At 69.1% G+C, this 26,136-nt stretch carries 20 protein-coding genes and 2 pseudogenes; 10 read left to right on the top strand and 12 right to left on the bottom strand.

Translation table 11 applies throughout. The features are described from left to right. Positions 1-11: 11 nt before the first annotated feature. Genes A8G18_RS00110 through A8G18_RS00095 form a run of 4 tightly spaced genes read right to left on the bottom strand, consistent with a single transcriptional unit; the run spans position 12 to position 4,862 of the window. Entirely contained in the window at positions 12-1,439 is a 1,428-nt protein-coding gene (locus A8G18_RS00110) for a xylulokinase (RefSeq protein ID WP_064062250.1), read from the bottom strand. After that, positions 1,436-2,368: a carbohydrate kinase family protein gene (locus tag A8G18_RS00105; RefSeq protein WP_064062249.1), complete on the bottom strand. Its 933-nt coding sequence runs from the start codon at positions 2,366-2,368 to the stop codon at positions 1,436-1,438. Before A8G18_RS00105 ends, A8G18_RS00110 begins: the two co-directional genes overlap by 4 nt. Continuing rightward, a complete protein-coding gene (locus tag A8G18_RS00100; RefSeq protein WP_064062248.1) occupies positions 2,365-3,837 on the bottom strand; it encodes a mannitol dehydrogenase family protein in 1,473 nt (490 codons plus the stop codon). The genes A8G18_RS00105 and A8G18_RS00100 overlap by 4 nt, the downstream gene beginning before the upstream one ends. After that, a complete protein-coding gene (locus A8G18_RS00095; protein ID WP_064062247.1) occupies positions 3,828-4,862 on the bottom strand; it encodes an NAD(P)-dependent alcohol dehydrogenase in 1,035 nt (344 codons plus the stop codon). Before A8G18_RS00095 ends, A8G18_RS00100 begins: the two co-directional genes overlap by 10 nt. Positions 4,863-5,010: 148 nt before the next feature. On the opposite strand from A8G18_RS00095, the gene A8G18_RS00090 reads away from it, so the two are divergent. The 6 genes from A8G18_RS00090 (at position 5,011) to A8G18_RS00065 (ending at position 11,057) form a co-directional block, all read left to right on the top strand. Continuing rightward, positions 5,011-6,072 carry a sugar-binding transcriptional regulator gene (locus A8G18_RS00090; protein WP_064062246.1) on the top strand — a complete coding sequence of 354 codons (1,062 nt, stop codon included), beginning with the start codon at positions 5,011-5,013 and terminating at the stop codon, positions 6,070-6,072. Between the two features lie 11 nt (positions 6,073-6,083). Next, positions 6,084-7,436 (top strand): ABC transporter substrate-binding protein, encoded by a 1,353-nt coding sequence (locus A8G18_RS00085; RefSeq protein ID WP_245207748.1) that lies wholly within the window; start codon positions 6,084-6,086, stop codon positions 7,434-7,436. Then, positions 7,433-8,398 carry a carbohydrate ABC transporter permease gene (locus A8G18_RS00080; protein ID WP_064062245.1) on the top strand — a complete coding sequence of 322 codons (966 nt, stop codon included), beginning with the start codon at positions 7,433-7,435 and terminating at the stop codon, positions 8,396-8,398. Before A8G18_RS00085 ends, A8G18_RS00080 begins: the two co-directional genes overlap by 4 nt. Beyond that, entirely contained in the window at positions 8,395-9,285 is an 891-nt protein-coding gene (locus A8G18_RS00075; RefSeq protein WP_064062244.1) for a carbohydrate ABC transporter permease, read from the top strand. The genes A8G18_RS00080 and A8G18_RS00075 overlap by 4 nt, the downstream gene beginning before the upstream one ends. Before the next feature lie 33 nt (positions 9,286-9,318). Then, positions 9,319-10,398, top strand: coding sequence for an ABC transporter ATP-binding protein (locus A8G18_RS00070; protein WP_064062243.1), 1,080 nt, complete (start codon positions 9,319-9,321; stop codon positions 10,396-10,398). 80 nt (positions 10,399-10,478) lie between these two features. After that, positions 10,479-11,057, top strand: coding sequence for a hypothetical protein (locus A8G18_RS00065; RefSeq protein WP_245207747.1), 579 nt, complete (start codon positions 10,479-10,481; stop codon positions 11,055-11,057). 15 nt (positions 11,058-11,072) lie between these two features. On the opposite strand, the gene A8G18_RS00060 is transcribed toward A8G18_RS00065, so the two are convergent. Continuing rightward, entirely contained in the window at positions 11,073-12,500 is a 1,428-nt protein-coding gene (locus A8G18_RS00060) for a lipase maturation factor family protein (protein ID WP_064062241.1), read from the bottom strand. A gap of 104 nt (positions 12,501-12,604) precedes the next feature. Between A8G18_RS00060 and A8G18_RS00055 the strand changes: the two genes are divergently transcribed. Next, on the top strand, positions 12,605-13,078 hold the full coding sequence (locus tag A8G18_RS00055; RefSeq protein WP_172506087.1) for a hypothetical protein: 474 nt from the start codon (positions 12,605-12,607) through the stop codon (positions 13,076-13,078). 7 nt (positions 13,079-13,085) lie between these two features. Here the strand turns inward: A8G18_RS00055 and recD are convergent, their stop codons facing one another. From recD to A8G18_RS00025, 6 genes are all read right to left on the bottom strand, one after another. After that, a complete protein-coding gene (gene recD, locus A8G18_RS00050; RefSeq protein ID WP_064062292.1) occupies positions 13,086-14,966 on the bottom strand; it encodes an exodeoxyribonuclease V subunit alpha in 1,881 nt (626 codons plus the stop codon). Positions 14,967-14,974: 8 nt separating this feature from the next. After that, the gene (locus A8G18_RS00045; protein WP_064062239.1) at positions 14,975-18,304 is read right to left on the bottom strand and encodes a UvrD-helicase domain-containing protein; all 3,330 of its coding nucleotides are present in this window, start codon (positions 18,302-18,304) and stop codon (positions 14,975-14,977) included. A 32-nt stretch (positions 18,305-18,336) separates the two neighbouring features. Next, positions 18,337-21,630 (bottom strand): exodeoxyribonuclease V subunit gamma, encoded by a 3,294-nt coding sequence (recC, locus tag A8G18_RS00040; RefSeq protein ID WP_064062238.1) that lies wholly within the window; start codon positions 21,628-21,630, stop codon positions 18,337-18,339. A 138-nt stretch (positions 21,631-21,768) separates the two neighbouring features. Beyond that, the gene (locus A8G18_RS00035; protein ID WP_064062237.1) at positions 21,769-21,966 is read right to left on the bottom strand and encodes a hypothetical protein; all 198 of its coding nucleotides are present in this window, start codon (positions 21,964-21,966) and stop codon (positions 21,769-21,771) included. 169 nt (positions 21,967-22,135) lie between these two features. Beyond that, complete coding sequence (locus A8G18_RS00030; protein ID WP_064062236.1) at positions 22,136-22,636, bottom strand: DUF2505 domain-containing protein; 501 nt, start codon at positions 22,634-22,636, stop codon at positions 22,136-22,138. A 66-nt stretch (positions 22,637-22,702) separates the two neighbouring features. After that, the gene (locus A8G18_RS00025) at positions 22,703-23,002 is read right to left on the bottom strand and encodes a hypothetical protein (RefSeq protein WP_064062235.1); all 300 of its coding nucleotides are present in this window, start codon (positions 23,000-23,002) and stop codon (positions 22,703-22,705) included. Between the two features lie 340 nt (positions 23,003-23,342). Here A8G18_RS00025 and A8G18_RS00020 point away from each other — a divergent pair, with 340 nt between their 5' ends. Continuing rightward, a complete protein-coding gene (locus A8G18_RS00020; protein ID WP_064062291.1) occupies positions 23,343-24,302 on the top strand; it encodes a hypothetical protein in 960 nt (319 codons plus the stop codon). Positions 24,303-24,459: 157 nt separating this feature from the next. Then, positions 24,460-25,173: a type 1 glutamine amidotransferase domain-containing protein gene (locus tag A8G18_RS00015; RefSeq protein ID WP_064062234.1), complete on the top strand. Its 714-nt coding sequence runs from the start codon at positions 24,460-24,462 to the stop codon at positions 25,171-25,173. Here the strand turns inward: A8G18_RS00015 and A8G18_RS00010 are convergent. Next, positions 25,163-25,933: pseudogene (locus tag A8G18_RS00010) on the bottom strand (alpha/beta hydrolase); the annotation flags it as partial. The gene A8G18_RS00015 and the pseudogene A8G18_RS00010 overlap by 11 nt on opposite strands. On the opposite strand from A8G18_RS00010, the pseudogene A8G18_RS00005 reads away from it, so the two are divergent. Further along, positions 25,934-26,136: pseudogene (locus A8G18_RS00005) on the top strand (alpha/beta hydrolase); the annotation flags it as partial.

Below are 26,136 nucleotides of genomic sequence, written 5' to 3'. Positions count from 1 at the left end.
AGCGAGTGTTCTCATCCCACCGAGCGTGATTCCAGGGCGATGTCCGAACCGTCCGTCAGGTCCCGCACCTCCGCGTAGCGCTCCCGCACGTGCGGGGTCGGGTCGGCCTCGTAGCGGCGTGTCGCGCCGGATTCCCACGCCGGGGGCTCGTCGCCTCCGCGCAGCACCCACGCTGCCTGCCTGGCGGCGCCCCGCGCCACGTACTCCCCCGGTTCGGGCACGTCGACGGGCACGCCGAGCACGGCCGGCGCCAGCTCGCACACCGCCCGCGAGCGCGCGCCTCCCCCGACGAGCAGCACCCGGCGGACCTCGGTGCCCTGCACCCGGATGTGGTCGATGCCGTCGGCGAGCGAACACAACAGACCTTCGAAGGCCGCCCGGGCGAGATGCGCCGGGGTCGCCGTGCCGAGCCGGAGTCCGTGCAGGGCACCCGTCGCTCCGGGACGGTTCGGGGTGCGCTCCCCTTCGAGATACGGGATCAGCACCAGCCCCTCACTCCCGGGCGGCGCCGAGAGCGCGAGGCGAGTGAGCTCGGCATGGTCGACGCCGAGCATCGTCGCCGTGGCGTCCAGCACGCGAGCACCGTTGAGCGTGCACACCAGCGGCAGGTGCCTGCCGGTCGCGTCGGCGAAACCGGCGACGTACCCGTCCGCGTCGCGGGCCGGAGTGGAGGACACCGCGCACACCACTCCCGACGTGCCGATCGAGACGACCACGTCGCCCTCACGGACACCGAGGGCGAGCGCGCCCGCGGCATTGTCGCCGGCACCCGGCCCGAGGAGGGCGCCGGAACTCGTCTCACCGACGCGCTCGGCCGGCCCGGCGACCCGCGGAAGGAGGGGGCTCGGTCGACGCAGGGCCAGTTCGAGCAGCTCGTGGCGGTAGGTGTTCGTGGAGGCGTCGAAATAACCGGTGCCGCTCGCGTCGCTGCGGTCGGTGATCAGCCGGTCGAGATCGCGGTCGGTGCGCATCGTCCACGTCAGCCAGTCGTGCGGCAGGCACAGTGCCGCAGTGCGATCGGCGTTGCCGGGTTCGTGGTCGGCGAGCCAGCGGGCCTTCGCCACGGTGACGGCTGCGAGCGGCACCACTCCGACGGCGTCGGCCCACACGGCCGCGCCGCCGGCTTCGACGACGAGATCGACTGCTGCCGTGGCGGATCGCGTGTCGTTCCACAGCAGCGCGTCGCGGACCACGTCGCCGCCGGCGTCGAGGCACACCATGCCGTGCTGCTGCGCTCCCACCGAGATCGCCGCGACGTCGTCGAGTCCTCCCGCTTCGGAACACGCCCGTTCGAAAGCGGCGCGCCACTCCAGCGGGTCGACCGCGGTACCGGGCGGATGCGGAGCGCGACCCTCGCGCACGACGGCTCCGGTGTCGGCCTCGCACACGACGACCTTGCACGACTGGGTGGACGAGTCGATCCCGGCGACGAGCGTCATCGCGCTGCCTCCCGGGCCGCGGTGCGATCGGCCAGCGTGGGCAGGTCGGCGCCGGCGCGCGCAACGGTCAGGCCGGACGTCCACGCCGCGGTGTCGAGCACGTCGCGCAGTTCACCGAGGCCGATGCCGCGCAAGCGTTCCCGCCGGTCGGCGCCGAGGAGGCCGCAGGTCCACAATCCGTCGAGCAGACCGGTGGTGAAGGCGTCACCGGCCCCGACCGTGTCGACCACCTCGACCCGCACGGCGGGTACCTCGACGGTTCCGGCCGCGCACAGCGCCACCGCACCGTGCTCGCCGCGGGTCACCGCGACGATCGCCGGTCCTCGCGAGAGCCACTCCCGTGCGGTGTCGACAGGGTCACGATCGGGCGCGAACCACCGCAGATCCTCGTCGCTGGCCTTGACGACATCGGCGAGCGAGACGAGGCGTTCGATACGTGCCCGTCCGCGCGCCGGGTCGTCGATCAGCGCCGGGCGGACGTTCGGATCGAAGCTCACCGTGGACGCCGTCGACTGCTGCGCAACGAGTTCGGCGACGAGGTCACAGCCCGGTTCGAGCACCGTCGCGATGGATCCGGTGTGCACGAGCACGGCGTCCACCGACGGAGGTGGCTCGACGGGATCCCAGACGATGTCGAATTCGTACTTCGCGGAACCCTTCTCGTCGATCTCCGCCTGCGCGGTCGCCGTGCGCTCGGCTGCCGCGCTCCCCGGTGTCAGCGACACACCGGAGGCCGCGAGGTGGTCGACGATCCGCCGCCCGCGGGCGTCGGTGCCGACGCGTGTCGTGAACCGCACGGGCCGGCCGAGTCGCCCGAGACCCAGTGCGACGTTGAGCGGGCTCCCGCCGACATGCTCGACGGGTTCGGCACCGCCGCGGTGGACGATGTCGACGAGGGCTTCACCGACGACGAGGGCGTGGCCGTTCATTCCGGCTCTCCCGGAAGTTCCTTCAGGGTGGCGCGGGCGCCGTCGTTGTGCAGGGCGTCGAGCGCCCAGGTGTACGCATCGACGAAGCGATGGTTCTGCGCGAGATCACCGAAAACCTCGGTGTTCTCGATGAAAGCGGTGGGATGCGTGAGTTGTCGTCGCGCGATCGGGACGAGCGTATCGGCGAGTCGGTCGACCACCTCGATCGGTTCCCCCTGCTCGTCGACGCCTTCGGCGTAGCGCGCCCATGAGGCGACGATCGCCGCGGACAACTGCACGTGACCACCGGTGGCGAGATTCTCCCGGATCACCGGCACCAGCCACTTCGGGATGCGGTCGGACGATTCGGCGCACAACCGTGCGATGGTGTCCCGGATCTCGGGGTTCGCGAACCTCTCGATGAGGGTGGTCTTGTACTCGTCGAGATCGATACCCGGCACCGGTTCGAGGGTGGGCGTCGCCTCGGTGTCCATGTAGGCGCGCACGAACCCGGCGAGGAGCGGATCCTGTGCAGCCTCGTGGACGAGCCGGTATCCCATGAGATACGCGAAATAGCAGAGTCCCTGGTGACCCGCGTTGAGCAGACGCAACTTCATCAGCTCGTAGGGAGCGACGTCATCGACGATCTGCACCCCCACATCCTCGAGAGGCGGTCGCCCGTCGGCGAAGGCCTCCTCGAGGACCCACGAGGTGAAGGATTCGGCGGCGACCGGCCAGCGGTCCTGCACGTCGAAGCGTTCGGACAGCGCCGAGACCACCTCGTCGGTGGTCACCGGGGTGATCCGGTCGACCATGGAGTTGGGGAAGCGGACGTGCTCGGAGATCCACTCCGCGAGGTCCGGATCGAGAAGGCGCGCGTATTCGGTGAAGACGCGGCGCGCGACGGCTCCGTTGCCCTCGATGTTGTCGCACGACATCACCGTCGGGGCGCGCAGCCCCCGCTCCCGGCGCCGGGCGAGAGCTTCGGTGACGAGACCGAAGACGGTGGTCGGGGGTTCACCGGACCGCAGATCGTGTTGCACGGCCGGATCGTCGACGTCGAACTCGCCGGTGTCGTGACGGATGTTGTAACCGCCCTCGGTGACGGTCAGCGAGATGATCCGGGTGCTCGGGGCCGCGAGGAGCTCGACGACGGCTTCGGGATCGTCGGGGGCGTAGCGATAGTCGACGATCGAGCCGATCACCCGCGGCTCCCACGTGCCGTCGGGATGGGTGAGCACCAGCGTGTACAGGTGGTCCTGCGCGGCGAGCGCCTCCTGCATGCGGCGATCACCGGGGAGCACCCCGACGCCGCAGATACCCCATTCCTTCGCCTTCCCCTGTTCGAGGAGCCGGTCGACGTACATCGCCTGGTGCGCGCGGTGGAATCCGCCCACACCGAAGTGCACGATGCCGACGGAGACGTCATCGCGCCGGTAGCTCGGGACGGGCACGCCCAGCTCGGGGAGCGTCTGCTCACTCACACGCATGGTCTTCGGTCCTTTCCTGCCGGATCGGTCACGTCCACGACGGCCTTGATGTTTCCGGGTGTCCGATCGGATTCGAGCGCGTCGGCGGTCTTGTCGAGGGGAAACCGGGCGGTGACCATCGAGTCGAGATCGACCCGGCCCGACCCGACGAGTGCGAGCGCGGTCGGCCACGTGTTCGCGTAGCGGAACACGCCGGTCAGGATCAGTTCGCGGTTCTGGACGAGCTGCACCGGCAGGGTCATCGTCTCGGCGCCGGATCCGACGAGGACGACGGTGCCGCCGGGACGGACCGCGCGGATACCCGAATCGACGGCGGCGGGGGCGCCGGACGCGTCGATGTAGGCGTCCACCCGCAGGGCCGACGGGTCGTCGACGCGGGGGTCGAGCGCAGCGCTCGCCCCGAACGACAGTGCGGTCTCGCGTCGTCGTTCGTCGAGGTCGGTGACGACGACCTCGACCGCACCGAAGGCGCGGGCGACCTGGGCGATGACGATGCCGACGGGTCCGGCGCCGGTGACGAGGACGCGGGAGCCGGCGGTGACGCGGGCCTTGCGGACCGCGGCGATACCGACCGACAGCGGTTCGCACAGGGCGGCTGCGTCGTCCGACACGGTGTCGGGAACCGGATGCGCGAAGGCGGCCCCGATGGTGACGTACTCGCACAGCGCGCCGTCCACGGGCGGGGTGGCGTAGAAGCGCATGTGCGGGCACAGGTTGTAGTCGCCGCGTCGCGTCTCCTCGGTGAGCGGGTCGGGACGCTGCGGCTCGATCGAGACCCGCTCGCCGATCCGGCCCACCGGAACACCGTCCCCCACCGCGACCACGACTCCGGCGGCCTCGTGACCGAGCACGATCGGGGCGGTCACGACGAACTCCCCGATCCGCCCTTCGCGGTAGTAGTGCGCGTCCGATCCGCACACCCCCACGGTGGTCACCCGGACGAGGACGTCGCCGGGCTCCGGCGCAGGTAGCGGGCGCTCCTCCATCTCGATGCGGCCCGGCTCGAGAAGGACCGCGGCACGCATCGTGTCCGGGAGCGCCGGACGAACTGTTGTGTGGGTCACACTGCGATGCTAACGTACTGAGCAGATGCACGCACCCTTGAGCAGATGCTCACGGATCGAGACCCGAAGCCCGTCCGCAGCAGAGACCCGCTCGCACCGAGGAGAGCTCGTGACCGCCCCCGGCCCCACCCACAACCCGGACGCGGAGATCCCGGTATCCACCGAGGATCTCCGTCTCGCCGTGCGGGCCGCGACGCTCTACTACCTCGACGGCCTCACCCAGGCGGAAGTGGCCCAGCGTCTCGGCGTCTCCCGCCCCACCGCCGGCCGCCTCGTGGCGCGCGCCCGCGCCCAGGGCCTCGTGCGCATCGAGGTCACCGTGCCACCCACCTGGCGCGACGATCTGCACGCCGAGACCGAACAGGCACTCGAGGAGCGCTACGGACTCGTCGAGGCCGTCGTCGTGGGGCGCCGCGTCGACGACGCCGGCCCCATCGAGGATTCCGCGAGTTTCGCCGGCCTGGGGCGCGCCGCCGCCGGCCTGCTCACCCGGCGCCTCCGCCCCTCCGACACCCTCGGATTCACCTGGGGGCCGGAGACCGTCGCCGTGGCACAGGCTCTCCCGGCGGGCGTCGCCACCTGCGCGACGATCGTGCAGCTCGACGGCTCCATCTCCACGAGCGCCTACCAGACCGGCACCGAGTTCGTCCTCGGCCGCTGCGCCGAACAGCTTCGGGCGCAACCCCTCCGGCTTCCCACCCCGTTGTACGCCGATCCGTCCACGGTCTCCTCGATGCGCGCCGACTCGCTGATCTCCCGCACCCTCGAGGTCGGCCGCCGCGCCGAGGTGATGATCTTCGGTGTGGGCGCGGTGTCGACCTCGACCACCCTGTTCGAGGGCAGCTTCCTCGACACCACGATGCTCCACGAGCTCGACGGTCTCGGCGCGGTCGGGGAGATCGGCGGCCGGTTCTTCCGTGCCGACGGCACCCCCGTGCACGGCGAACTGGAGACCCGCACGATGTCGGTGCCCCTCGACGACGTCCGCGACTGCCCCGCAACAATTCTCGTCACCGGCGGGCAGTCCAAGCACCGTGCGGTGCTCGGTGCTCTCCGCGGCGGTCTCGCCACCATGCTCGTCTGCGACATCGCCTGCGCCCAGTACCTGCTCGACCATCCCGACCACACCCTCGAGAACGGCACCACGAAGGGCGAGGCACCACCGAAATGAGGTAGACCATCGTGCCTACAGCAAGAAGAACCATCCGCGCGGCCTCGGCAGGGGCCGTGGCCCTGAGCGTTGCACTGACCGGTTGTGCCGGTGCAGGATCGATCGGTACGTCCGGCCGCACCGTCACCATCGCGATGGTGTCGAACTCCCAGATGCAGGACGCACAGCAACTCGCGTCGCAGTTCGAGGCCGAGAATCCCGATATCGACCTGAAGTTCGTCACCCTCTCCGAGAACCAGGCCCGTGCCAAGATCACCGCATCCACGGCGATGGGCGGCGGCGAGTTCGACGTCGTGATGATCAGCAACTACGAGACGCCCCAGTGGGCGGAGTACGGCTGGCTCACGAACCTGTCGCCGTACATCGAGCGGACCGACGGCTACGACGCCGACGACATCATCCCGTCGCTGCGTGAAGCACTCTCGTACGAAGGCGACCTGTACTCGGTCCCCTTCTACGGCGAATCGTCGTTCCTGATGTACCGCAAGGATCTGTTCGAGCAGGCCGGTATCACGCTGTCCGATCCGCCGACCTGGAACGAGGTCGCCGACGCCGCAGCACGACTCGACAGCCCCGACATCAACGGGATCTGCCTGCGCGGCAAGCCCGGCTGGGGCGAGCTGCTCGCTCCGCTCGACACCGTCATCAACACCTTCGGCGGACGGTGGTTCGACGAGGATTGGAATGCACAGCTGAACAGCCCCGAGGTACGTGAAGCGGTGCAGTTCTACGTCGATCTCGTCCGCGAGCACGGCCAGCCCGGTGCTGCGACGAGCGGGTTCAGCGAGTGCGCAACACAACTCGCGCAGGGGCGGGTCGCCATGTGGTACGACTCCACCTCGGCCGTCTCGACCCTCGAGGATCCCGCGTCGAGCAATGTCGTCGGGAAGATCGGGTACGCGGCCGCACCGGTCCGGGAGAAGGACCCCTCCGGCTGGCTGTACACGTGGTCGCTCGGTATCCCCGCCGGCAGCGAGCACACCGAGGATGCCTGGAAGTTCATCTCGTGGATGACCGACCAGCAGTACCTGCGCACTGTCGGTGAGCAACTCGGCTGGGAGCGCGTGCCTCCGGGCAGCAGGCTCTCGACCTACGAGATCCCCGAATACGCCGAGGCCGCCGCGGCCTACGGTCCGATCACCCTCGAATCCATCGAGGGAGCCGACCAGCAGAACCCCACGGTCGACCCCGTCCCGTACACGGGCATCCAATTCGTGGCCATCCCCGAGTTCCAGGACCTCGGTACCCGGGTCAGCCAGCAGATCAGCGCCGCCATCGCCGGACGGCAGACCGTCGAGGAAGCTCTCGACCAGGCACAGAAGTACGCCGAGGCCGTCGGCGCAACCTACCGGGAGAAGCAATGACCGCACCTGCAGCGCAGCGTCCCGCACCGGACGCCGACGACCGAATCCGCGCCGTACGGGAGGCGAAGGAAGAGGGCGTCTCCCGAGCCGAGGGATGGCGCCGACGCGGACCCCTGCTCCCGGCCCTGATCTTCACGATCGTGGTCACGCAGATCCCGTTCCTGTTCACGTTGTACTACTCGACCCAGTCGTGGAACCTCGTCAGTCCCGGCTCTCGCCGGTTCGTCGGACTCCAGAACTACGTCGATGTCTTCCAGGACAGCCAGTTCTGGCAGGTCACCCTCAACACCGTCATCCTCATCGTCGGCACCGTCCTCATCTCGGCGATCCTCGGTCTGCTGCTCGCGTTGCTGCTCGACCGGGCGTTCCTCGGGCGCGGTATCGCGCGGACGTTGTTGATCACCCCGTTCCTCGTCACGCCGGTGGCGAGCGCGCTGATCTGGAAGACGTCGATGTTCGATCCCGTCTTCGGCATCGTCGACTTCGTGCTCTCACCCTTCGGGGTGGGCGAGGTGGACTGGATCAGCCGGTTCCCGCTGCCGGCGGTGATGGTCGCACTCGTGTGGCAGTGGACGCCGTTCATGATGCTGCTCATCCTCGCCGGCCTGCAGTCCATGCCCCGCGACATCCTCGAGGCCGGGCGGGTGGACGGCGCCGGGGCGTTCTCCCTGTTCCGCGAACTGACGCTGCCGCACCTGCGCCGGTTCATCGAACTCGGCACCGTTCTCGGCGCGATCTACCTGGTCAACACGTTCGACGCCATCTACATGATGACGCAGGGCGGCCCCGGCACTGCCAGCGCCAACCTCCCGTTCTACATCTACCAGCGCGCGTTCCTCGGCTTCGACATCGGCCAGGCCGCGGCGATGGGTGTCGTGGTCGTCGTCGGCACGATCGTCATCGCCACCTTCGCACTGCGCCTGATCTTCACATCGTTCACCGGCAAGGAGGAAGCGGCATGAGCACCACGGCCACGCAGCCGCAGGCTTCGGACACCACGGCGCCTACCGGCCGTGCCATGCGCACGGCCCGGAAACGCAAGAACCGCAAGATGAATCCGTGGGGTGTGGTCGCGTGGATCGCCGCCATCGGATTCTTCTTCCCGGTCTTCTGGATGGTGCTCACCGCCTTCAAGCAGGAGGCCGACGCCTACTCCGACCCACCGAAACTCTTCTTCACCCCCACTCTCGACCAGTTCCGGGCGGTGTTCGAGACGGGAGTCGGCACGGCCCTGCTCAACTCGGCGTTCGCCACCGTCGTCTCGACGGCCCTGGTCCTCCTGCTCGGTGTGCCGGCGGCCTTCGCGCTGTCGCTGCGACCGGTGAAGAAGACCCAGGACGTGCTGTTCTTCTTCATCAGCACGAAGATGCTGCCCATCGTCGCCGCGATCATCCCGCTGTACGTGATCGTCGCGAATATCGGCCTTCTCGACAATATCTGGGCGCTGATCATCCTCTACACCGCGATGAACCTGCCGATCGCGGTGTGGATGATGCGATCGTTCTTCCTCGAGGTCCCGGGTGAGCTGCTCGAGGCGGCGAGCATGGACGGAGCGAGCCTGTGGACATCGGTGCGGGAGCTGATCCTGCCCCTGGTCTCCCCCGGCATCGCCGCCACCGCCCTGATCTGCGTGATCTTCTCGTGGAACGAGTTCTTCTTCGCCGTCAACCTCACCGCCGTTCAGGCACAGACGATCCCGGTCTTCCTCGTCGGCTTCATCACCGGTGAGGGGCTGTACTGGGCACGGCTGTCCGCGGCCGCGACGATGGCGGCCCTGCCCGTCGTGCTCGCGGGCTGGCTCGCCCAGAACAAGCTCGTGCGCGGATTGTCGTTCGGCGCCATCAAGTAGACCCGATTCCCGCTACCAGCAAGGACTTCCCTCATGGCCGACATCACCTACCGCAACGCCTCGTGCATCTACGAGAACTCCGACACCTTCGCGGTCGATTCGCTGAACCTCGACATCGAGGACGGCGAGTTCGTGGTCCTCGTCGGGCCGTCCGGCTCCGGCAAGAGCACCGCGCTGCGCATGCTCGCGGGACTCGAGGACATCGACGAGGGGTCGATCTCCATCGGTGGCAAGGACATGACCGGCGTGCCGTCGAAGGACCGCGACATCGCGATGGTCTTCCAGAACTACGCCCTGTATCCCAACAAGACGGTCGCCGAGAACATGGGATTCGCCCTGAAGATGCGCGGGGTGAGCGCGGACGAACGTCGCCGCAAGGTCGAGGAGGCAGCGAAGATCCTGGACCTCACCCCTTTCCTCGACCGCAAGCCGGCCAAGCTGTCAGGTGGTCAGCGTCAGCGCGTGGCGATGGGACGCGCGATCGTGCGTGAGCCTCAGGTGTTCTGCATGGACGAGCCACTGTCGAACCTCGATGCGAAACTGCGCGTGCAGACCCGCACCGAGATCGCGGCACTGCAGCGCCGTCTCGGCACCACCACCGTGTACGTCACCCACGATCAGGTGGAGGCGATGACCATGGGCGATCGCGTCGCGGTCCTGAAGAACGGAGTGCTGCAGCAGTTCTCGAGCCCGACCGAACTCTATGACCGCCCCGCCAACGCCTTCGTCGCCGGGTTCATCGGCTCCCCGTCGATGAATCTGCTCACGGCGAAGGTCGTCGACGACGGTGTCGTCGTGGGTAACACCGTCATTCCCGTCGAACGCGCACGCATCGCGCGACTGCACTCAGCGGGCATCGAGGAGGTCACCGCCGGAATCCGGCCGGAAGACTTCGAGATCGCCGACGAGGGCGTCGAAGCCGTCGTCGAGCTCGTCGAGGAACTCGGCAGCGAGTCGTACCTGTACACGCGGGTGCCGGGAACCGGAAACCAGGTGGTCGCGCGTGCTCTGGTCCGCACCCCCGCCCGTCTCGCCGACACCGTGCACCTGCGCAAGCGCGAAGGTACGGTGCACCTGTTCCACACCGAGACCGGAGAGCGGGTGGGCGACTGACCCGGCGACGCAAGGATCTCTGTGGGCGAGCAGAAGGAACGAAACTTGCGTCGATCTCGATGCCGGTTATGCTGCCCCGCATGATCAGTGGCCGGGCGCGCTTCGTCAGCTTCGTCGCCGTCGCAGGTGCGGCACTCGTCGTGGTGGGCTGTTCGCGGAGCATCGAGGGTGAAGCCATCGCGTCCGAAACACCCACCGGGGCACCACGCGCCACTGCCACGTCGTCGGCACCGTCGACGACGACCACCCCCGCGCCGAAGCCGGCCGATCCCGACGACTACGCCGCCACGTCCGACGGCGTGTACTACTTCACCTCGGAGAGCGGCAGGTTCGGGTGTGCCATCCTCGTCCACACCAGCCCACTCGCGGGCTGCCAGGGCGATATGCCGGCGAGTGCGCCCCGGGTCCCCGGCAGTGGTGCGCCGGACATGCTGGTGCCCGCCAACGCCCTGATGCTCGCGGCGGACGGCCCCGGCGAGTGGGTCGGCATCGGCGAGATCTCGTTCATGGAGTTCGGTGGCGCCCCCAAGACACTGCCCTACGGCCGCACCCTCACAGTCGATCCGTTCACCTGCGTCGTCGACGAGAAGACGGGTGTCACCTGCGAGACGGACGAGCACGGATTCACCGTGTCGGACATCGGCGGCGAGGTCTGGTGATCGCGAGGGCCGTGGTCAGGGCAGGTCGTGCCGGGCCATCGGCATCATGAAGTCGCCGACCTCCTCCCGCATCCACCACTGCCCCGTCGCCCGTCGTTCCGCGCGCGTCGCGAAGCGGTAGCGGAACAGGCGTGCTCGCACCAGCCGGGGCGGCTCGTCCGGAAACGGATTGTGCCGGAGCAGTTTCACGATGGCGGGATCGTTCTCGAGCAGTTTCCCGGCGAACCTGGGGAACCAGCCCGCCGCGTAGTCGCGGGAGATTCCCGCGAACCACATCAGCCAGTCCAGACGCAGGTGATACGGCGCGTACTGGCGTGGGCGCCGCCGCACATCACCCGGCTTGCCCTTGAACTCGTACTCGCGCCATTCCGTCGCCGGCGTCACGACCGCATCGGATGTGCCTTCGACGATCACCTCGCGCCGGGTGCGGGTGACGGTGCCGAAAGCGCCGTAGGTGTTCACGAAGTGCCACTTGTTGAACGAGGCGTTCATCGCCTGCCGACGCGACATCATGTTCGCCACCGGCCAGTAGCTGAGCCCCGCGACCAGCACGGTCAGCGCCACCACGGCGACGGTGTATGCGATGGGGGTCGGACCGTAGGTCGTCGTCGCGTCGACCGGTATCCCGTAGAAGCTGTCGGGCACCACCGACAGCGCGACGACGATGGTGATCCAGTTGAGCCACGCGAAGTTGCCGCTGATCACGAGCCACAGCTGCGTCACGATCATGATCAGCGCGGCGATCCCGGCGACCGGTTGCGGCAGGAACAACCCGAACGGCACGACGAGCTGGGTGACGTGGTTGCCTGCCACCTCCGCCCTGTGCATCGGCCGCGGAAGAAGGTGGAAGTACCGGCTGAACGGGCCGGGCATCGGCTGGGTTTCGTGGTGGTAGTACAGGCACGTCAGGTCGCGCCAGCACCGGTCGCCGCGCATCTTGATGAGTCCGGCACCGAATTCGAGCCGGAACAGCAACCAGCACAGCAGGATCAACACGAGCAGCGGCGGCGCGGTATCGGCATTGCCGAGGAAGATCGCGAGCACCCCGGCCTCGAGCAGCAGCGACTCCCATCCGAAGGAGTACCAGACCTGCCCCACGTTGACGATCGACAGGTACAGCAGCCACATCACGAACCACACGAGCATGCAGACCACGAGCGGTAACTGCTCGGTGACACCGAGCACCGTCACCACGGCCAGCGCGAAACCGACCACGGCGACGGCGGTGAACAGCCCGTCGGAGTATCTCCAGTGGAACAGGCTCGGCGACTGCCGGAACGACGTGAGAGCGAGGAAGCGCGGGGCGGGAAGGATGCCGCGCTCCCCGATCAGCGCCCGGAACTGCAGGAGCGCCGCGAGGAAGGCGACGGCGTACAACGCCGCGAGTCCGCGGGTGACCAGCAGCCTCCCGATCGTGTACCCGTCCGCGTCCAGCCAGTCCATCGCTCGGCTCGTTCGTCCTCTGTCGTGCGCGCCGATTCGAGCATGCCACGTCCGGTCCGGTGGTGGAGACGGACTCGCGAAGCCGTGCGGTGTAGACAGGAATAGTGAGCAAATCTAACGAATCGGACGGTACCCGATCCCGTATCTCGATTCCGCGGCGATGGAGTCAGATAGATCCGTCGCGCCGCGGGATCGTCCTTGCCTGGCTGGCCTTCACGGTGACCTTCGGCGGTGCCCGCCTCGTGACCTGGCTCATTCAGATCGACACGAGGGGTTTCGGCGACATCAGCACCGGCGGGGTACACCTCCACCACTACCTGTGGGGCATCCTGCTGCTCGCCGGCGTGGCGATCTACGGCATGGTCGACCGGTCGCCGAAGACGCGGACCTGGATGGGTCTCGCCCTCGGTGTGGCCCTCGCCCTGATCGTCGACGAAGCAGCCCTGCTCATCACCCTCGAAGACGTGTACTGGCAGACCGAGGGCTGGCCGTCCGTGGCGTTGGCGATCAGCCTCATCGGGATCGGCGGGACCGGTCTCGTGCTCACCCGGTCCGGTGCCGACGCCGACGACCGCTGACGATCGGCTACACGTCGATCGCCCGCCGCAGCCCACTCGCTCGGAGCACCTGCCGGGCCACACCCGCGCGTACCGCGTCCTCGGTCCCGATGATCCGCACGTGCGACCGCGCCCGCGTGATGGCGGTGTACAGCAGTTCGCGAGTGAGCAGCGCCGATCCGGAATCGGGCAACACCACCGACACAGTGCCGTACTGACTGCCCTGGCTGCGGTGGATCGTCATCGCGTAGACGGTGCTCACCGCGGGTAACTGGCTCGGGCGCAGTTCGAACGGCGTCTCGCCGCGCGCGAATGCCGCCACGAGTTCGTCGCCGCGCCGCACCACCACGCCGGTGTCGCCGTTGTAGATCTGCATGTCGTGGTCGTTGGCGGTGACGAGCAGGGGCCTGCCGGGATACCACCCCTCGGGGTCGAGATGCTGTCCCGCAGCCTCGCCGATCCACTCGGCGGCCTGCCGCGCCCACCACTGCACACCGGCCGGACCGTCGCGGTGCGCGCACAGCAACCGGTGTTCCTCGAACCGTGTCAGCGCCGTCTTCACCTCGCCCGTCTCCGCGGCCTTGGTGACCTCCTCCGCGGACCGGACGATGTCGTCGCGCAGAGCGTCGAGGTCGTGGGGAGGAACGAACGAGACGTGCGGGTCGCCGCTGCGCAGGATGTCGAGCACCTCGTCGCCGTTCCCTTTGCGGACGGCCACCGCCAGATCCGCGATCGCACCACCGAACCGGCGTCCCCGGCTGAGGCGCACGACGCCGCCACGCAACCGGTCGCGCTCCTTGTCCGAGAAGCCCTTTTCTTCGGCAGGATCCCCCTCCGCCACCAGATCGCGGATGACGATCCGCTCGAAGACCGGGTCGAGTGTGCCCGTCACGGGCCGGGCCACCAGGTCGGCCAGCACCGCACCCGCGTCGACGGACGCGAGCTGATCGGGGTCGCCCACCAGCACCAGCCGGGTGTCGGGCCGCACCGCCTCGAGCACACGGCACATCATCGTCAGCGACACCATCGACGTCTCGTCGACGACGATCACGTCGTACGGCAGATGGTTGCCCGTGTGGTAACGGAAGCGCGTACGTCCGCGCTGCCAGCCGAGCATCCGGTGCACGGTCATGGCCGTGAGATTCGACGGCAGACCCAGTTCCGCCTCCTGCTCGCGCACCGACTCCTGCAAGCGCGCGGCGGCCTTTCCGGTGGGAGCAGCGAGACCGATACGAAGGTCGTGCCCGTACAGACGGGTGAGCAGCGCGAGGATCCGTGCGACCGTGTGGGTCTTGCCGGTGCCAGGTCCGCCGGCGATCACCGTGGTCGGCCGGGTGACCGCGAGCGCCGCCGCGACGCGCTGACGGTCGGGTGCCGGTGCGGGCCTGGCGGGATCGTCGGGGTGATGGAACAACTCGTCGAGTGTGGCCGCGATCCGCTCTTCGTCGAGGTCGGGGAAGGTCGCCGTGCGCTCGGCGAGTACCCGGCGGATCGTCTGTTCCTGCCGGAAATACCGGTCGAGATAGAGCAGCGGGCCTTCCGCGGTGTCGACGAGGCGCAGCGGACGCAGCGGCCCGCGCTCGCCGCCGACCACGAGGGGACTGCGCCGCAACGCCGCGAGCACGTCCTCGTCGCGGGGCCACGGCAGGCTCGCGGGATCGACGACGGGGTGCCCGTCCTCGTCCTCCTCGACGGTGACCTCGCGGAGCCGGGTGAGGTCGAGGCACACCGATCCGGACCGGACGGCACGCACCGCCAGTGCGGTGGCGAGATGCACGTGCGGGTCGTCCTCGCCGCCGAGCGTCGCGAGTCGCAGAGCGACGTGCACGTCGGCGGCGGAGAGTGCGCCCACCTCGTTGAACTGCCGCAGAACACCCTTGCCGCGCTGAGCGATCCGAACGTCGGTCATGGACTCGATCACGAGATCACGGCCTTTCCGGCGAGAAGGTCGGACAGGTCGGTGACGAGATCGGCCGGCGGATGCCAGTCGAACACCCCACTGCCGGGTGGGCTGTCCGGCCCGGCCATGCCGCGGACGAACAGATACTGCACGCCACCGAGGTGGACGTGCGGATCGTAGTTGTGCATCCGCCACCGCAGATAACGGTGCAGGGCAACCGAATAGAGCAAGGCCTGCATCGGATAGTGGGCACGGAGCATCTCCGCCGCCATCGCCTCGCGGGTGTAGTGGGCGGTGGTCAGCTCGTCGACGGCCGCGAGCCGGTTGGTCTTGTAGTCGACGACGACGAATCGCGGCCCCTCGGTACGCAGTACGGCGTCGATGCTGCCGTTGAGATAACCCCGCAGCGGCACGGGTTCGAGGGCGCGCACCGGATCGGCGTAGGCCGCCATCGGATCGTCGGCGGGCAGGTGCCGCCGCAACAGTCCGCCGACCGCGTCGAGGGTGACGGTGACGGGCACCGGGCGCTCGCCTCCCGTCAGCGGCAACTCGAAGTCGAGTTCGGAGAGCCGGTCGGACGGGGCGAAGTCGGCGAGGGTCCGGCCGAGCGGCCCGAGCGGGGTGCGCATCACCGGGAGCAACGCCGCCGCGAGCTGCGCGGGATCGATCGGCGACATCTGGCGGCGCACCGTCTCGCGGCAGCAGTCGAGCAGTTCGGCCTCGAGATCGGCGGCCGAAGTGTCGACGACTTCGAGGACCGCGTGCACCAACGTGCCGAACACCGTGCCGCCGGGCAGGCCGTTCATCGGCGACGGAATGCCTGCGTCCCCCGGTTCGGCGCTCAATGGAGGCTCACCCGGCTCGTCGGTCGTCACCGGCTCTTCGACTTCGCTACCCATCCCGGGCGCATCGTGCACCGAGGCGGTGAGCGCCGAATAGGAAGTCCGGCGCCAACTTTCGTCGACGACCCGATCGAAGCGGGCGGCGGCGAGCGGTCCGGTCTCCACGCGGGGGCGGGTCCAGCGCAGCACCGGAATCGGATGCGGCCCCACCGCTTCGGCGGCGATGACCCCATCGGCGCGCGCGGCCCACCTGTCGAACTCCTCGGCCATGGCCTCGTCGTGGCCGATCCGGCCTTCCGCGGCGATCTCCGCCGAACCGGGCTCGCGAGCGAACAGCAACCGGTGCAGCGGCGACCGAGAGGTGGGGGTGGACGGTGCCCACCAGAGGGTCAGCGCACACTGCGCACGCGTCACCGCCACGTACAACAGGCGCAGTTCCTCCCCGGCCTCCTCGAGTTCGTGCAGGCGGCGCCGCGCGACGTAGCCGGGTCCGCTCTTGCCGCCCACATCGAGGATGCGGCGCCCGTTCTCGTGCAGCAGCAGCTTGTCGGGTTCGGGGTTCTTCGCGGCATCCCACCCGTACGGGACGTGGACGACGGGGAACTCGAGTCCCTTGCTGCCGTGCACGGTGAGGATCTGGACCGCCGCGGCGTCGCTGTCGAGGCGTCGGATCCGGTCGGCCCCACCGCGGTCGGGATCGTTGATGCGATCCTCGAGCCAGCGGGTGAGGGCGGCCGGACCCAGCGACTGCGCAGAGGCGACGTCCTCGAGCAGCTGTGCGACGTGACGGATGTCGGTGAGGGTGCGTTCCCCGGACGGTTCGTCGAGAAGGCGGGCTTCCACCGAACCGAAGGACGCGAGCCGTTCGAAGACGGCGGCGAAACCGGAGCGGGCGTAGACGTCGTTCAGTTCGCGGAGCAGTCCGCCGACCTCCACGACCAGCGCTTCGCCCTCCGAATCGATGTCGGCCATCGTGCGGCCGAGCAGCGGGGTGAGCGCCGCGAGTCGGACCCGGTCGGCGCGGTGGGGCTGTTCGAGCGCGTAGAGCACCCACAACCAGTGCTGCGCGGACGGTGTGGCGAACACACTCGTGCCACCGGCGACCACGCACGGCACGTTCGCCTTCGTCAGCGCGTCGTGGACCAGCGCCACCTGCTTGTGCTTGCGCACCAGGACGGCGATGTGGCCGGGTTGCACGCGTTTCGGCCCGGCACCGAGGTCGACCGTGACGTTCTCGTCGTCGAGCAGGCGCACGATGTCGGCCGCGACGTCGCGGGCGACCCGCCCGCGGAGGCCGTCGAGGTTCTGAGGGAAACCCCAGTCGTTGAGCGGACCGGCGCCGGCGCGAGGCAGATGACGTACCCGCAGGGGCGCGATGCCCGAGAGCCGGGACTCGGCCGCAGCGGCTTTCACCGGGTTCACCACGATGCGGGGATCACCGAGCGCGGCGCCGAGATGGACATGTTCGAGCGCCCGGACCAGATCGCCGTCGCTGCGCCAGTTGGTGGTCAGCTCGCAGTAGGTGTCGGATTCGGAGACCGCGTCGAGATAGCTGAGCACTTCCGCACCGCGGAACGCGTAGATGGCCTGCTTCGGGTCGCCGACGAGCACGAGTGTGCTGTGCCCGTGGAACGCCCGGCGCAGGATCTCCCACTGCTTCGGGTCGGTGTCCTGGAACTCGTCGACGAGGACGACGGAGAAACGCGTACGCATCCGCCGGCAGGCGGCGTCGCCGTGCTCGGGATCGCCGAGGACCGCGTGGAGCAAGGACAGCTGGTCGTCGAAGTCGCGCAGACCCAGCCGTCGCTTGCGTCGTTCGACCTCTTTCCGGACAGCATGCGCGAACTCGACGCGTTCGCCGGCCGCGGTGCCGTCGGCGTCGCTCGGGGCGAGCTCGGCCTGCGGATCGAAGATCGCCTCCTTCGCGGCGACTGCCGCCTCGGCGTAGGTGATGGGAGCCTGCCCCCGGCCGTAGCGCTGCAGGTAGAGATCGGCAACGACGTCCACCCGCAGGTCGTCGACGTCCTCCACGACCGTCACGTCGGGTTCGCGCTCCCCGGCGATCCCGAGCTCGTCGAGCATGCGGCGGCAGAAGCCGTGCGTGGTGGAGATGGTGCCGGAATCGAAGTCGGACAATGCCTGTCGCAGTCGGGCCCGCCGCGCGTCGACGTCCTCGCTCGCGAGGTGACGGACGAGCACGTCGCTGCTGAGCCGCGCACTGCCGGGATCGGCGAGAGCCGTGGCGACCTGCGCGAACCGGTTCCGCGTGCGTTCGCGGAGTTCCTGCGTGGCGGCCCGGCTGAACGTGACGAGCAGCAGGTCGGACAAACGGGCGTGCCCTTCGGCGACGAACCGGGTGGCGAGCCCCACGATGGCGTACGTCTTGCCTGTTCCCGCACTGGCCTCGAGCACGGTCGTACCGCTCGGGAGCGGCCCGAGCAGATCGAAACCTTCCGGCGGCGGACCGCCCACCGCTCGCGGATCGGTGATGGCACTGTCGGGCACGCTGTGTCCTTCTCTCACGGGCGTCCCTTCTCTCACGGGCGCCCCTGGTTCTCGGAGGCGAGCAGAGGCTCCCACAACCGCCGGGCGAGCACACCGAAACGGGTGGGGTCGTCGAACCAGCCGGCCTCGGCACCGGCCGGGGCGTCGGCGGTGAGCTGCCCTATCGTCACGTCGGGCCCGTACAGATACCTCACGTGCCGGTCCTTCCTGTCGCCGAACGCGCCGCCGAACGACTTCGAGGCCGCCGACAGCGCCATCTCCACGGAATCGCCGCGGTGGCGGCGCTCGGCGTACTCGGCCGAGGTGCCCGTCACCAGCGGCAGCGGCCGGCACAGTCCGCGGTCGCGCAGATCGACCAGTGCGGTGAGCACCTCGACGGCGTCGTCCGGGGCACGGAGGGTCGAGCGCCAGGCCGGATACGACCGCGACCGGCTGCGTCCGGTGGTCACCGCGCGCCAGTGCCCCGGATGGCCCGATGCGACGACGGCGAGCAATCGGATCCACGCTTCCAGGCGATGTTTCGGCGACAGCTTGGAGTACGTACTGCGGGCGAGTACCTCGTCGTGAACACCGCCCACCGTGCCGGTGAGCCGACGCCCGTCGCCGAGATCCACACGGATGTCGACGGTGCGGGCCCGGCCGGTGTGCACCCCGGCACAGGCGTGCACGAGACGTTCGACGTTGTCGCTCACCGCGTCGAGGGTCTTCCGGCCGAGCGCGAAGGGCGGCAGCGTGCCGCGACGCCACTCCGCGTCCTGGAAGGCCCCCGCGGACATGCCCGCCAACCGCGCTTCGAGCATGCGGTCGCCCAGCTGCCACTGCGCGAGACCGTCGAGTTCGACGTCGAGCGCGTCGGCGATGCCCTCGTCGGTGTCGGGAATCCGCAAGCCGAGCCGCTGCCGGAGGAATCCCTGGGTGGGATGTGTCAGGAAGGCGACGAGCTCGTCGAGATCGACATCGGTGCGCGCCGGGGCCGGAAGATCGTCGAGGAGCAGCGCACCCGATCGGTCTCGCACCTCCGAACCGCCCTGTCCGGCACGCGCTCCCGCCAGTGCGGTGACACCGAAGCCGAACGGGTCGTCGGCACGGAAGTTGCGCGGATCGAACGGCTGCAACGGATGACGCCGCACGATCCGGTCGTCGTCGACCTCGACGCCGGTCATCGTCGCCACCACGTCGCGCACCTCCGTGAGCGGAATCGCCGGTGGGCGCAGTGCTCCGGTGACGGCGTCGGCACCGGTGTGGAACAGCAACACCCGCTCCTCCGCTGCCATCAGTGCGTCGAGGAGTAGCTGCCGATCCTCGCTGCGCGGATCGCGTTCTCCCACACAGGGATTCTGGGTCAGGACATCGTCGCCGTCGATGTGCGCCGAGCGCGGGAAGACGTCGTCGTCGAGACCGAGGAGCACCACGACGCGATGCGGCACCGAGCGCATCGGCACCATGGTGCACACCGTGAGTTCGCCCGTCCGGAAGTTCGAGCGCGTCGGGCGCCCCGCGAGCCGGGAGGCGAGCATGGACCGGACATCGCTCAGGGACAACTGCGTGTCGCCGGCATGCTCGACGGCCTCGCCGATCTCGCGACGCGCGCGCGTGAGCTGCCATGCGTCGGCCGCGGGGACATCGGTGAGAAGGTCGATGCCGTAACCGAGTTCGTCCGCCCACCGCGCCGCGGGGTGCGGTCCGCGCAACCGGAGCAGAACCACCGTCAACCGGTCGATGAACTCGGCGAACCGTCCGGCTAGGTCGATGTCGTTGCTGTCGACGTCGTCGAGGGGCAACGACAGCGACAGCCACTCCCCGTCCGTGCCGTCGGCGGCGACACCGAGCAGGATGCGATCCAGCGCCGCACCGAAGGTGTTCTGCATGAAATCGCCGAGACCGAAGCTCTTGCGCTGCCACGGCCCGAGGCCCCAGCGGGCACCGGCCTCGGTGGTCCACTCCTGCAGGCGCTCGAGTCGATCGTCGTCGAATCCGAACTTCCGGCGCACCGGAGCCGAGGCGGCGAGGTCGAGAATCTCGCTGGCGGTGACCCGGCCGTCGGCGAGCGCGAGGAGTCCGGAGACCACCGACAGCACCGGGTCTGTCCGGCGCAGACCGCGATCGGCGAGGCGGACCCGCAGCGTGTGACCGGGATGCTCCCCCACCCCGGCGCCGAAGGCCGCGTGGACGAGTGGGGCGTACGTCTCGACATCGGGGCACATGACGATGACGTCGCGCGGTTCGAGAGTGGGGTCGTCGCGGAACAGATGCAACAGGCACTCGCGGAGAACTTCGACCTGACGGGTGGGGCCGTGGCACGCATGGATCATCACGGTTCCGTCGGGTTCGGCCGATCCGTGCACGGGAGTCCGGTCGTCCCGGAGATCGGCCTGCAACCGACCGAGGAGAGTCACCGGCGGAGGGGGCGAAGCGTGCAGGAGGTCGGTGCAGTCGAGGCCGGAGAGTCGGCTTTGGAGTTCGCGCACGTCGCGGCCCAGCGCGGCGAGCAACGGATGCTGCACCCCGAGGGCACTGTGATCGTCGGCGCGGCGCATCGACGCCGGGCGCCGGACGGACCCGTCCCACATCGCCGGACTCGGGTGCGGCAACCAGATGTGCACGTCGCGGTGATGCCCGAGCGCGGACAACACGTCGACGAGGACGGTGTCGAGCCGGGTGGGACCGAAGATCGAGAGCCGCTCCGGCAGATCGACGACGCCCGGGTCGTCCCGCAACCGGCCGCACAGTTCGTCGAGTCGCTGCGACGGGCTGTCGACGCCGATGCGCGCGCGCAGACGTCGCCACAACTCCGCCTGCCACCGGAGATGATCGTCGAGCGGGGCACCCGTGCCGTCGACATCCTCCCCGGCCGCCCACCGGGCGATCATCCCGGGGCGCTGGAGTCCGTAGCTGCGCATCAGGCGGGCGAGATGCGCGGCCGTGGCGTACCGGCGCCCGGACCGATGGTCGTCCGCGCCGTGACCGAGATGGCGCGCCAAAGTGGCGCACCACGCTTCGTCGACACACTCGTCGATCACGCCGAGCAGCGACCACAGCATGCGGGAGGGGTGCCACGGGTCGTCGGCGGCGGCGATGCCGGAGGCGGCAGCGAGTGCTTCGTCGACGAGGCGGGGCGGGGACGGGAAGTCGATGTTCGCGGCCACCCCGTCGCCGTCGGAGGAACCGAGCGTGCCCGACAACCGCTGGGTGAGCCACCTTTCGACACCGCGCGCGGGCACCGCGACGACCTCTCTCGCGAACGGGTCGTCGAGGGGTTTCGCGAGCACCTCGGCCAGCGCGTCCGCAAGGATGCCGGTGCGCTCGGCACGGTGCAGTATCAGCACGCGTCGATCTCCCTCGTCGTCGCTCGTTCCCGTCCGGTACGGCTTATCACACCGTCCGGACAGGCGACGGCGCCGCAGGTCGCGGGCGCGGCGGGCGGCGGACGGGCTACAGGCGGGGCGAACCTCGCCGGGAGAGGATCACGTCTCCGTCGACAGGTCGAACAGTGACAACTGGTTCTCGGCCGTCTCGGCGGTGACGTCGGCGTGGTACCGCTCCCCCAGATTCTGTGCGACATGGGCAGGGCAACCGAGTTCGCTGCCGATCTGATCCCAGGTGTATCCGGCCTCGCGGCGTTCCCACGCGTAGCCGCCGTCCTCGTGCCACGGCATCGACATGATCCGATGGTGTCCCGGGTCACACTCCGCACCGCGGACCCGGCCCGGCGTGTCGCCGGCCGATCCCGCGAACGACGATGCCGCCGCACCTCGACGAAAGGTGCGGCGGCATCGGAAGGAGGTGGTTTCCCGTCGATCGGGAGCCGGCCCGATCAGGGGACCCCCCGGGTCAGTTCTCGGCGAGCCACTTGTCGAGATCGGTCCGATCGTTCTGGACGATGCTCTCCACGAGCTGGACGATCAGGCCTTCGATCTGCCCGCCGACGACAGGAACCTTGACGGCGGCCTCGCCCCGCACCTCGATCTCGGTGCCGCCGGCCGCGTTGCCGCGCAGCTCCGAACGGGCCGCGATCGTGATCGGCAGCCCCGACGTGCTGCCGGCGAGGGTTCCCTGCGCGGTACCGCCCTCGAGTCCGCCCCACTCGTCGGTGCGCTCGATGATCAGAGGTCCTCGCACCACGCCCCGGACGATCGCGGGCAGAGCCGAGGTGTCCATCTGGTCGGAGACCTTCGCGCGGAAGGTGCCGGGGCGGGAGTCGACCTCGAGCTGCCCCGCGCCGGTCTGACTCGCAGCCAACCGGCTGTTCCAGAAGTCCTCGCTGGTCAAAGCGCCGTGGACGCGTTCGACGCTGTGGTCGAGCGTGGACGTGAAAACGAATTCCTTGGACATGACCGGAGACGATATCCTCCCACCCGGATCTGGACGAAACGGGCCTACCGGTGTCGTTCTGCCACGTCAGAGAACAGCGACGAGAGTCGCCGCAGCTCCTCCGACGACACCCGCCAGAGCGAGTCCGGCCGCCAAGGATCCCGCGACCACCGCGGCGGCTGCGAATCCACAGACGGCGAGGACGACGAACATCAGCAGACCCGCGATCGGGTGCTCGAGCAGAGCCGGCATCTCCTCCGCCGGAGCCTTCACTTCCTCCACGGAGGCATCGATCTTCGGCGCGGGAGTATCGACCGATCGTGACGGAACGGCCGTCGCCGGAGCGCTGATCACGTCCGGTGGCATGACGGGTGCTGCCGTGGTCATCGTGTCGTCCCCGCTTTCCTCGTGCTGCTTGCGGCCGCCTCACGGTCGCCGGTCGCCTGGAGTATCAGGCGGACCGCGCCTCGTTCCGGCCTCGAAATCTCACGTCAAGGTGTGCTCCGAAGTTTCCCCGTGAGTAACCGGTCCAAACCGGGACCGAAGTGACTCGCGTGCGCCGAGTGGTCATTACAGCACCGAACCCGACCATGGAGTGTGTTGTGAATCACATCGACGTTAACAGCTCCGGGGCCCGGGTAGCCGACAGTTGTCACATCATTTTCCGATCGATGTGAATTCGTCGGTAGATCACCGACTCTTCCAGTGCGAAGGAGGCGAACGCACGATGACAGAGAACCGAACTCCCGCGTTGCTCACCCAGTTGCGCACACTCCACGAACTGACCCATGCAGAAACCCAGGTCGCCGAAACGCGTGTCGCGCAGGCCCGGACCGAAGCGGTACGTAAGGAGCTGACCGAGAACGCCGAGAACTGCCGCATCCGTGCGGTGGCGATCGAAGAAGCCATCCGCGATCTGGGCGGACTTCCCGATGTGGTCGGGCCGTTCCTCGGTCGCGCCGCCATCATGGTGAAGACCCTCACCGAACAGGCGCAGCCGTTCGACGAAGCGCTGTTGTCGGACCTCGCCCTCGAACATCAACTCCTCGATCGGGCGCGCTACGTGAAGGCCCTGGCCACGGCGGGCGGTCACAAGTCGATCGTCTCGCTGGCGGACCGCCTGATCACCGCTCACACGGCCACGGTCGAGTGGCTGACCACCGTCATCGCGGAGGAAGCGCTCGGCGGTCCCGCCGCCCTGCGTCGTACACCGCTGCAGGCCGCGGCCGGTGCGGCAGTCCGCCTGGTCAACACGCCGGTCACCTGGTCGACGCGCGGGATCGATCGTGCGATCGACGTCGCCCGTTCGACGCGGCCCCGCATCGAGTCGCTGCTCTCCCGCGGCGCGCATGCCGGTGACGTGGCAGCCAAGACCATCGGCGCCTCGCGGGATGCCGCCCTCGAGACGGCCGAACGGGTGAGTCGGCGCGAAGGTGCCGACGGCGCCGCCGACGCCCTGCACAAGGCACGCACCGCCTCCGGTGTCCTCACCGAGGAGGAACTGCCGATCCGCAATTACGACGATCTCACCGTCCCGAAGGCCGTGGCGGCGGTCAAGGAATTGACCGAGCCCGCGGACATCCGGGCGATCGTCGCCTACGAGGAAGCACACAAGGCACGACACGGCGTGGTCTCCGCGGCCCAGACCCGTCTGGCCGCGATCGCGCAGGAGGTGGTCGGCGTCTGATCCGCCGCCTCTCCAGTTCCGTCACACGATCGCCGGGTCCCTCGAGGGCCCGGCGATCGTCGTCTCACTCGCGGATCCCGCGACCGTTCCCCCTGCCCTGTGTCGGCGCTGCCGGCAGCGGGTACGCGACCTCTACGTTCTCCCGAAAGGAACCACAATGACTCGTATCCTGTTCGTCGTCAGTGCCGCCGATCATTGGACCTTGCAGGACGGCACCCGCCACCCCACCGGATTCTGGGCGGAGGAGCTCGTCGAGCCGTACACCGTCTTCGACGAGGCCGGATACGACATCACCGTCGCCACCCCCGGCGGTCGCACGCCGATCGTGGACCAGGCCAGCCTCGAACCCGACGCCGCCGGCGGGGAGGACCGCGTGGCCGACCTGAAGGCATCGCTCGAGAAGCTGCAACCGGTGCTGGCCGGTGCGGCAGTGCTCGAGGATCAGCGTGCCGAGGACTTCGATCTGCTGTTCGTACCCGGCGGCCACGCTCCGATGGAGGATCTCGCCGTCGACGAGCGGTTCGGTGAACTCGTCCGGCACTTCGTCGAGGCCGACAAGGTGGTGGCGATGGTGTGCCACGCCCCCGCCGCCCTGCTGCCCGCCCACGGCTCCGGTGGCCGCTGGTTGTTCGAGGGTTACCGGTTGACGTCCTTCACGAACATCGAGGAGGTCCAGGCCGGGTTGGCCGACAAGGCGCCCTGGCTGCTGCAGGACCGCCTCCAGGAGGCCGGTGCCGTCTTCTCGTCCGCAGGTGCGTGGGAACCGTACGTCGTGGTCGACCGCGTCCTGTACACGGGCCAGAACCCGGCTTCCTCGCGTCCGCTCGCCGAACGTGTCGTCGCCGAGATCCCCGCGCGCGCTAGGTCGTGACCTTGCGGACGAAGTCGATCGTCCGCTCGAGGGCAGCGCGAGCGTCCGGCGTGGACAGATCGAACTGGTACTCGTGTCCCAGTTCCGGTGTGTGGTCGTCCGGATAGAACAACGCATCCACCTGTACACCCAGCCCGGTGAGCCGCCGTGACAGCGGCCCGGACTGGGTGGCGGTGAGCGGATCGGCGTTGCCACCCGAGATGTAGGTGGCGGGGAAATTCTCGGTGACCGAGTCCAGGACCGACATCTGCCGCGCCGCATCCGACGAGGCGAAGTCGCGAGCACCGGTGTAGGCCCACATCGCCTGTTCGACACCCCATCCGATCAGCCCGCCGCCCCCGCCGAGTGCGGACACGTCGTAGATGCCGCAATTGAGCACCACGCCGCGGACCTGGTCCGGGGTGAAGGCCGGGTCGACACCGAGAGCCTCGGCGTAGTCGGTGTCGGTGATCGCCGCGGCGATCTGGGCGGACAGTTGCGCCCCGGCCGAATCACCGGCGAGCACGATCCGGTCGGTGTCGATGTGCAGTTCGCCGGCGTGCTCGAGCAGATAGCTCTGGGCGTCGACGAGTTGCCGCACCGGCGTCGGATAGCGGTGGCCGGGTGCCGGCGAGTAGCCGACCGACACGACGGTGAACCCCGCGTCGGCCAGACGCCGGTAGTAGCCGGCGTAGTTGGTGCGGTCGCCCGACAACCATGCGCCGCCGTGGGTCCACACGATCGTCGGCAGCGCTTCGGTGGTGCCCGGCGGCGTGTACACGTGACGCCGGCGCCGGGAGCGCTGGTGGTGCGGAAGGTGTTCGAACGCGACGCACGAGAGCTGACGGCGAAGCTCGCGGTGGAGGCGCCGGAGACGGACCTCGTGGCAGATCTCCGGTATCGGGGGGACGACCCCGACGCCTTCCTCGACGTGTACACGCCGCCGGGCACCACCGAAGCGCTGCCGACGATCGTGTGGACCCA

This window comes from Rhodococcus gordoniae (assembly GCF_001646655.1).
GTDB lineage: Bacteria > Actinomycetota > Actinomycetes > Mycobacteriales > Mycobacteriaceae > Rhodococcus > Rhodococcus gordoniae.
Note: the sequence above shows the minus strand (reverse complement) of the source record. Positions and strands in the feature narration are given on the sequence as shown.